We start from the raw sequence: 6,221 nt of genomic DNA, 5'->3' as shown, positions 1-6,221 counted from the left end.
GCGTCCACCCCGGGCGGACCGCCGGCGGAGGCGGTGGGTGACGGCTGCCCGGCCCCGGTGCAGCCGGTCAGCGCGCCGCCGAGGGCGAGGGCGGCGAGGCCGCCGCCGCGGAGCAGGCCCCGGCGGTCGGTCCGCAGCACGGGGGTCTCGACGTCCGGCATGGTCCTCCTCGGATCGGCCGTCCCGGGCGAGCCGGAGGTGGCGGGAGCGGGACGGCGGGGGGTGTCGGTGCGCCCTCATAGAGTGGCAGACGTGGCAGATCCGGCGACCTACCGCCCCGCACCGGGGTCCATCCCCCTCGACCCCGGGGTGTACCGGTTCAGCGACGCCACCGGGCGGGTCATCTACGTCGGCAAGGCCAAGAGCCTGCGCTCCCGGCTGAACTCCTACTTCGCCGACCCGGCCTCGCTGCACTCCCGCACCCAGACCATGGTGCGCACCGCCGCCCGGGTGGACTGGACGGTGGTGCAGACCGAGGTCGAGGCGCTGCAGCTGGAGTACGCCTGGATCCAGGAGTTCGACCCGCGGTTCAACGTCAAGTACCGCGACGACAAGTCCTACCCGTGGCTGGCGGTCACCTGGTCCGAGGAGTTCCCGCGGGTCTTCGTGGGCCGCGGCCCCAAGCGCAAGGGCACCCGCTACTTCGGCCCCTACTCCCACGCCTGGGCGATCCGCGAGACGGTCGACCTGCTGCTGCGCGCGTTCCCGATGCGCTCCTGCACCACCGGGGTGTTCAAGCGCGCCCAGCAGAGCGGACGTCCCTGCCTGCTCGGCTACATCGACAAGTGCTCCGCGCCCTGCGTCGGCCGGGTGGACGCCCAGGAGCACCGCGAGATCGTCGCCGATTTCTGCACCTTCGTCTCCGGTCAGTCCGGTCCGCTGCTGCGCCGGCTGGAGCGGGAGATGAAGAAGGCGGCGGAGGCGATGGAGTACGAGCGCGCGGGCCGGATCCGCGACGACATCGGGGCGCTGCGCCGGGCGATGGAGAAGAACGCCATCGTCTTCGCCGACGGCACCGACGCCGACGTCATCGCTCTGGCGGAGGACCCGCTGGAGGTCGCGGTCCAGGTGTTCCACGTCCGCGGCGGCCGGGTCCGTGGTGAGCGCGGCTGGGTCGCGGACCGGATGGACGACTCCACGACCGGTGAGCTGATCCAGACCTTCCTCGTCCAGCTCTACGCCGGTGACGAGACCCGTGTCGACGAGGGCTCGCCGGTGCCGCGGGAGGTGCTGGTGCCCGAGCTGCCCAGCGACCCGACGGTGACGGAGTGGCTGCGCCAGCGGCGTGGCAGCGGGGTCAGCCTGCGGGTGCCGCAGCGCGGCGACAAGCGCACCCTGATGGAGACGGTCACCAAGAACGCCGAGGAGGCGCTGGTCCGGCACAAGACCAAGCGGGCCAGCGACCTGTCCACCCGCAACCGGGCGCTGGAGGAGATCCAGGCCGCGCTCGACCTGCCCGAGGTGCCGCTGCGGATCGAGTGCTTCGACGTCTCCAACCTGCAGGGCAGCGAGGTGGTCGCCTCGATGGTGGTCTTCGAGGACGGGCTGGCCCGCAAGAGCGAGTACCGCCGCTTCGTCATCCGCGGCGTCGAGGGGCAGAACGACGTCGCCTCGATGCACGAGGTCATCACCCGCCGGTTCCGACGGCTGCTGGAGGAGCGGGCCGAGCTCACCGACCCCGACGACCCGGACGGGCCGCTGCTGGTCGATCCGACCACGGGGGCGCCGCGGAAGTTCGCCTACACCCCGGGCCTGGTGGTGGTCGACGGCGGGCCGCCGCAGGTGGCCGCGGCCGAGCAGGCGCTGGCCGAGCTGGGGATCACCGACATCGCGCTGTGCGGGCTGGCCAAGCGGCTGGAGGAGGTGTGGGTACCGGGGGAGGAGTTCCCGGTCATCCTGCCTCGCACCAGCGAGGGTCTCTACCTGCTGCAGCGGATCCGTGACGAGGCGCACCGCTTCGCCATCACCCACCACCGCGGCCGGCGGAGCAAGACGATGCTGGAGTCGGCGCTGGACCAGGTGTCGGGGCTGGGCGAGATCCGGCGCAAGGCGCTGGTCGGGCACTTCGGGTCGATGAGGAAGCTGCGCGCCGCCACCCCGGAGGAGATCTCCCAGGTGCCGGGGATCGGGCCGCGGCTGGCGGAGAACATCGCCACCGCCCTGGCCGACCGGCCGCCGGCCGAGGCCGTCAACACGGCCACCGGCGAGGTGCTGGAGTAGCAGCACGGCGACCACCCCCGCGGCCGCCGGCACGGCGATCCCCGACGGCCCTACGCTGCCGGCCATGCGCGCGCACGGACTGCTGAGGTCGGAGCTCAACCGGCACACGGTGACCACGGTCGCCACCACCGCGGTCGTGGTGGCAGGGAGCCTGGCGAACGCCGCCTCCGGTGACGACGTGGCGCAGGTGGCCGGCCGGGTGCTGGCCATCCTGATGATCGGCTTCGGCCTCTACGGCCCGGTCTTCCTGGTGCTCACCCTGCTCGCCTTCCGTGGCTTGACGGGTGACGCCTTCCGGTCCTCACTCCGCCGTTCCGACACCCGGCACCCGGTGCTGCGGATGCTGCAGCGCGGCTGGTCGATGCAGTGGGCGGTCTACGTGGCCCTGGTCTCGGTGGGGGCCGTGCTGGCGCTGGCGCTCAACGCGCAGCTCCGCTCCCAGCCGCTGCTGATCGGCGCCTGCCTGCTCTGCGTGGCGGGCAACTGGGTGCTGCTGGTGACGTCGTTCGCCGTCGAGTACGCGCGGGCGTGGGCAGGCGGAGGCGGGTTCCGGTTCCCCGACGGCGACGACTCCGCCCGTACGCTCGGCGACTTCTTCTACGCCGCCATCCAGGTCTCCACCACCTACGCCAGCTCCGACGTCGAGCTGACCGACCGCCGCAGCCGGCGGCTCGTCAGCGTGCACGCCATCACCGGGTTCGTGTTCAGCAGCGTCATCGTCGCGCTGCTCGTCTCGCTGCTGCTCAGCAGCGGCTGAGAGGCCTCGGATGACCCGACGACCGGCACTGCCGGCGGCCCTCGCGGCGGCCCGGGGTGCGCTTGCCCCGCGGGTCCTCGGCGTGGTGCCGGAGCGGATCCGCACCCGCGCGCTGCAGGACACCGACCGGGACGACCTGGCCCTGGTCGCCCGGGGCCCGTTCGGGACGCTGCTCGGGGCCGGGCTGCGGGTCGGCTCGGAGGTGGTGACGGTGACCGCCGGGCTGGCCCGGGAGTGGGGCGTCGAGGCGGCCGCCGTGCTGACCGCGGCGTTCGAGGACAGCCGGTCTGCGCTGGGACGCACCCGGCTCGAGCGGGTGCAGGCGGGCACCTACCGCTCGGTCGACCCCGACCTGCCGGCCTGGCTGTTGCACACCGACCTCGTCGCCGACCGGGTGGTGGTGCAGGGCGAGCCGCTGCTCCTCGTGCCCACCGCCGGCTGCGCGCTGCTCACCGGGACCGAGGACTGGGACGGCCTGCGGACGGTGGCGGAGCTGGCCAGCCGAGAGCTGAGGGAGTGCCCGCACGACGCCGTCACCCGCGAACCGCTGGTGTGGCGGCACGGGGGCTGGCAGCAGGCGGACTGGCCCTCCCGCCGCGAGGCGGCCGAGGTGGACCGGGCGCGGGCCGAAGCCCTCGCCGGCGCCTGCGGCGTGCTGGTCGACGACTACGCGCTCGCGTGCGAGATGGTGCGACCCGCGGCGCGGGCGGGTGACCTCCCGCTCCGGCGGTACCGCGAGGGGCGACCGGTGGCCACCGCGGGGCTGGACGGCTGGTTCCAGCTGGCGGCCCTGCTCGGCGACGTCGGCATCGCCGCAGAGGTGCGGGCCGCGGCGCGAGCGGCCGAGGACGTGCGGCTGGGCCTCGGCGGCGTAGCTCCCGACCGCACTCCGGAGCATCTGCTCGCGACCCTGCTCGACCAGCGGGGGGTGACCGTGGTCGTCGACCGCGGGTCGGACCCGGCGGCGGTCGCGGCGGAGGTCAGCGCCTCTCCGTTGGCGCAGGCGGCCGGGGTGAGGATCGATCTCGACCCCGACCTGCGCGGAGCGGTCGAGATCGCCGAGGCCGTCTCGGCCCAGCTGGGCCCGGCCGGCTGGAGCACCGCGGCGCTGGGTGACCTCGGTGGGAGCCTGCGGCTCGTCCACCATCCGAGCTGGCGGGCCGGTCAGGTGCGGGCGGCGCTCGACCTGATCGGCGACCCGCTGCTCCTCACCTGGATCTAGCCGTCGCGGAGCAGGCGGTCAGGCCAGGGCCAGCCGGTACCCGCGCCGGACGACGGTCTGGATGAGGTCGCGCCCGGTCACCTCCCGCAGCCGGGCCACGGCCACCTCGGCGGTGTGCGGGTCGCTGGAGTCGCCGGGCAGCACCCGCAGCAGCTGCTCGCGGGAGACCACGCCGCCGGAGGCGTCGGCCAGCTCACGCAGCACCGCCAGCCCGCTGGGGGAGACCGGCAGCACGTGGCCGTCCAGCAGGGCCACCGTGCGGCGCACCTGCAGTGCGCCGGCCCGGGTGACGACGGCGGTGCTGGCCGCCTCCTCGAAGTGGTGCACCAGGGTGCGGACCAACGCGCCGAGCCGGCCCCGCTCGGGCACCAGCGGGTCGATGCCGCGGTCCTGCAGCGGGCGGGCGGTCACCGGGCCGACCGCGGCGGCGGCCAGCCGGCCGGCGACGCACTCGGCGACCACCTCCTCCAGCACGCCGACCCGCTCGGCCGCCTCCAGCCAGGCGGCCGCCCCGGGCGCGGAGGTGAAGACGACGGCGTCCAGCTCACCGGCTGCGGCGGCGCGCACCGACTGCTCGACCTTCTGCGGGTCCGGCGGCGGCCCCCAGCGGTAGACCACCAGGCTGCGCACCTGCGCGCCGGCGGCGGCCAGCTCGAGGTCCAGGCCGTCTGCGCCGGCGCCGTGGTGCTGCACCGCGATCTTGGTGCCGGCCACGCCCTCGTCCAGCAGCAGCTCGAGGATCTCCGCCGAGGTCTCGGACTCGGCCACCCAGTCGGCCTGCAGCCCGGCGGCCTGGATGGCGCCGCGGGCCTTCGGGCCGCGGGCGATGATCCGCGCCGTGCCCAGGGTCTCCACCAGCTCGTCGGCGAGCCCGACGGCGTCGGCGGCCTCGATCCAGCCGCGCAGGCCGATGCCGGTGGTCACCACCAGCACCTCGGGCGGGTCGGCCAGCAGCGCGCGGGTGTCGGCGACCAGCTGCTCGTCCTCCTGGTGCGGGACGATGGTGAGCGCCGGCGCGTGCCGCACCACCGCACCGCGGCGGGTCAGCGCGCCGGCCAGCTCACCGGAGCGGCGGTCGGCGGTCACCAGCACCACGCACCCGGCCATCACCTGGTCCAGTCCTGGGCTCATACCTCATTCTCTCCGCACCCGACGGCCCCGCCGGCCAGGGCGGCCACGACGGCGCCGACCACCACCACAGCCGGGGCCTGCAGCCCCTGCTCCCGGACGGCCCGCACCAGCTCGGTCAGCGGGGCGCGGACCGAGCGCTCCTGCGGGGTGGTGCCGCGCTCGACCACCGCCGCCGGTGTGCCGGGGTCGGCCCCGCCGGCCAGCAGGTCGGCGACATGCTGGTCGAGGTTCGCCATGCCCATCAGCACCACCAGGGTGGCCGCGCCGTCGCGCACCGCCGCGACCGCGGCCTCGCTCAGCCGGCCGTGGCCGTGCTCCACCCAGACCCCGCGGGCCAGCCCGCGGTGGGTGACCGGCACCCCGGCGACGGCCGGCACCGCCAGCGCGCTGCTCACCCCGGGCACCACCTCGACGTCCACACCGGCCTCCACGCAGGCCAGCCACTCCTCGCCGCCGCGGCCGAACAGGAAGGGGTCGCCGCCCTTGAGCCGCACCACCGTCCGGCCCAGCGCGGCCTGGTCGACCAGCACCCGGTTGATCTCGGCCTGGCTGACCGGGTGGTGCCCCGGGGTCTTGCCGACGTCGACCACCTCCACCCCGACGGGCAGCCGGCGCAGCAGCGTGCTCGGGCCGAGCCGGTCGGCGACCACCACGTCGGCCCGTTCCAGCCAGCGCATCCCGCGGACGGTGATGAGGTCCTCCGCGCCCGGACCGCCACCGACCAGCACCACCCGGCCGTGGCCGCGACGGGCCGGCGGGCGGGTGACCGGGACGGGCGGGCGCACCGTCAGCAGCCGGCGGCCCTCCGCGGCGGCGAGCAGGCGGGCGTCCTCTCCCGCGCTGCCGGTGGCCACGGCCAGCAGCCAGCAGCCGTCCAGGTCGTCCTCCCCG

Annotated in this window: 5 protein-coding genes; 3 read left to right on the top strand and 2 right to left on the bottom strand. The window is 75.3% G+C overall.

The window, feature by feature from the left end; genetic code table 11:
* The first annotated feature begins 252 nt into the window (after positions 1–252).
* The 3 genes from uvrC to DVA66_RS15715 all read left to right on the top strand — a co-directional run bounded on the left by uvrC (position 253) and on the right by DVA66_RS15715 (position 4,199).
* Positions 253–2,220, top strand: a complete 1,968-nt coding sequence (gene uvrC / locus DVA66_RS15725; protein ID WP_114560929.1) for an excinuclease ABC subunit UvrC — start codon at positions 253–255, stop codon at positions 2,218–2,220.
* A 64-nt stretch (positions 2,221–2,284) separates the two neighbouring features.
* Positions 2,285–2,977 (top strand): DUF1345 domain-containing protein, encoded by a 693-nt coding sequence (locus tag DVA66_RS15720; protein ID WP_114560928.1) that lies wholly within the window; start codon positions 2,285–2,287, stop codon positions 2,975–2,977.
* 10 nt (positions 2,978–2,987) lie between these two features.
* A complete protein-coding gene (locus DVA66_RS15715; protein WP_157974046.1) occupies positions 2,988–4,199 on the top strand; it encodes a hypothetical protein in 1,212 nt (403 codons plus the stop codon).
* Between the two features lie 18 nt (positions 4,200–4,217).
* Here DVA66_RS15715 and DVA66_RS15710 read toward each other — a convergent pair whose 3' ends face one another.
* Positions 4,218–5,330 carry a uroporphyrinogen-III synthase gene (locus DVA66_RS15710; protein WP_232821998.1) on the bottom strand — a complete coding sequence of 371 codons (1,113 nt, stop codon included), beginning with the start codon at positions 5,328–5,330 and terminating at the stop codon, positions 4,218–4,220.
* A partial coding sequence (gene cobA, locus DVA66_RS15705) for a uroporphyrinogen-III C-methyltransferase (protein ID WP_198671829.1) occupies positions 5,327–6,221 on the bottom strand: 895 nt, incomplete at its 5' end. The genes cobA and DVA66_RS15710, both read right to left, overlap by 4 nt.

Source organism: Desertihabitans aurantiacus (genome assembly GCF_003344635.1).
GTDB lineage: Bacteria > Actinomycetota > Actinomycetes > Propionibacteriales > Propionibacteriaceae > Desertihabitans > Desertihabitans aurantiacus.
The sequence above is the reverse complement of the archived record's forward strand: the minus strand, read 5'-3'. Positions and strand labels throughout refer to the sequence as shown.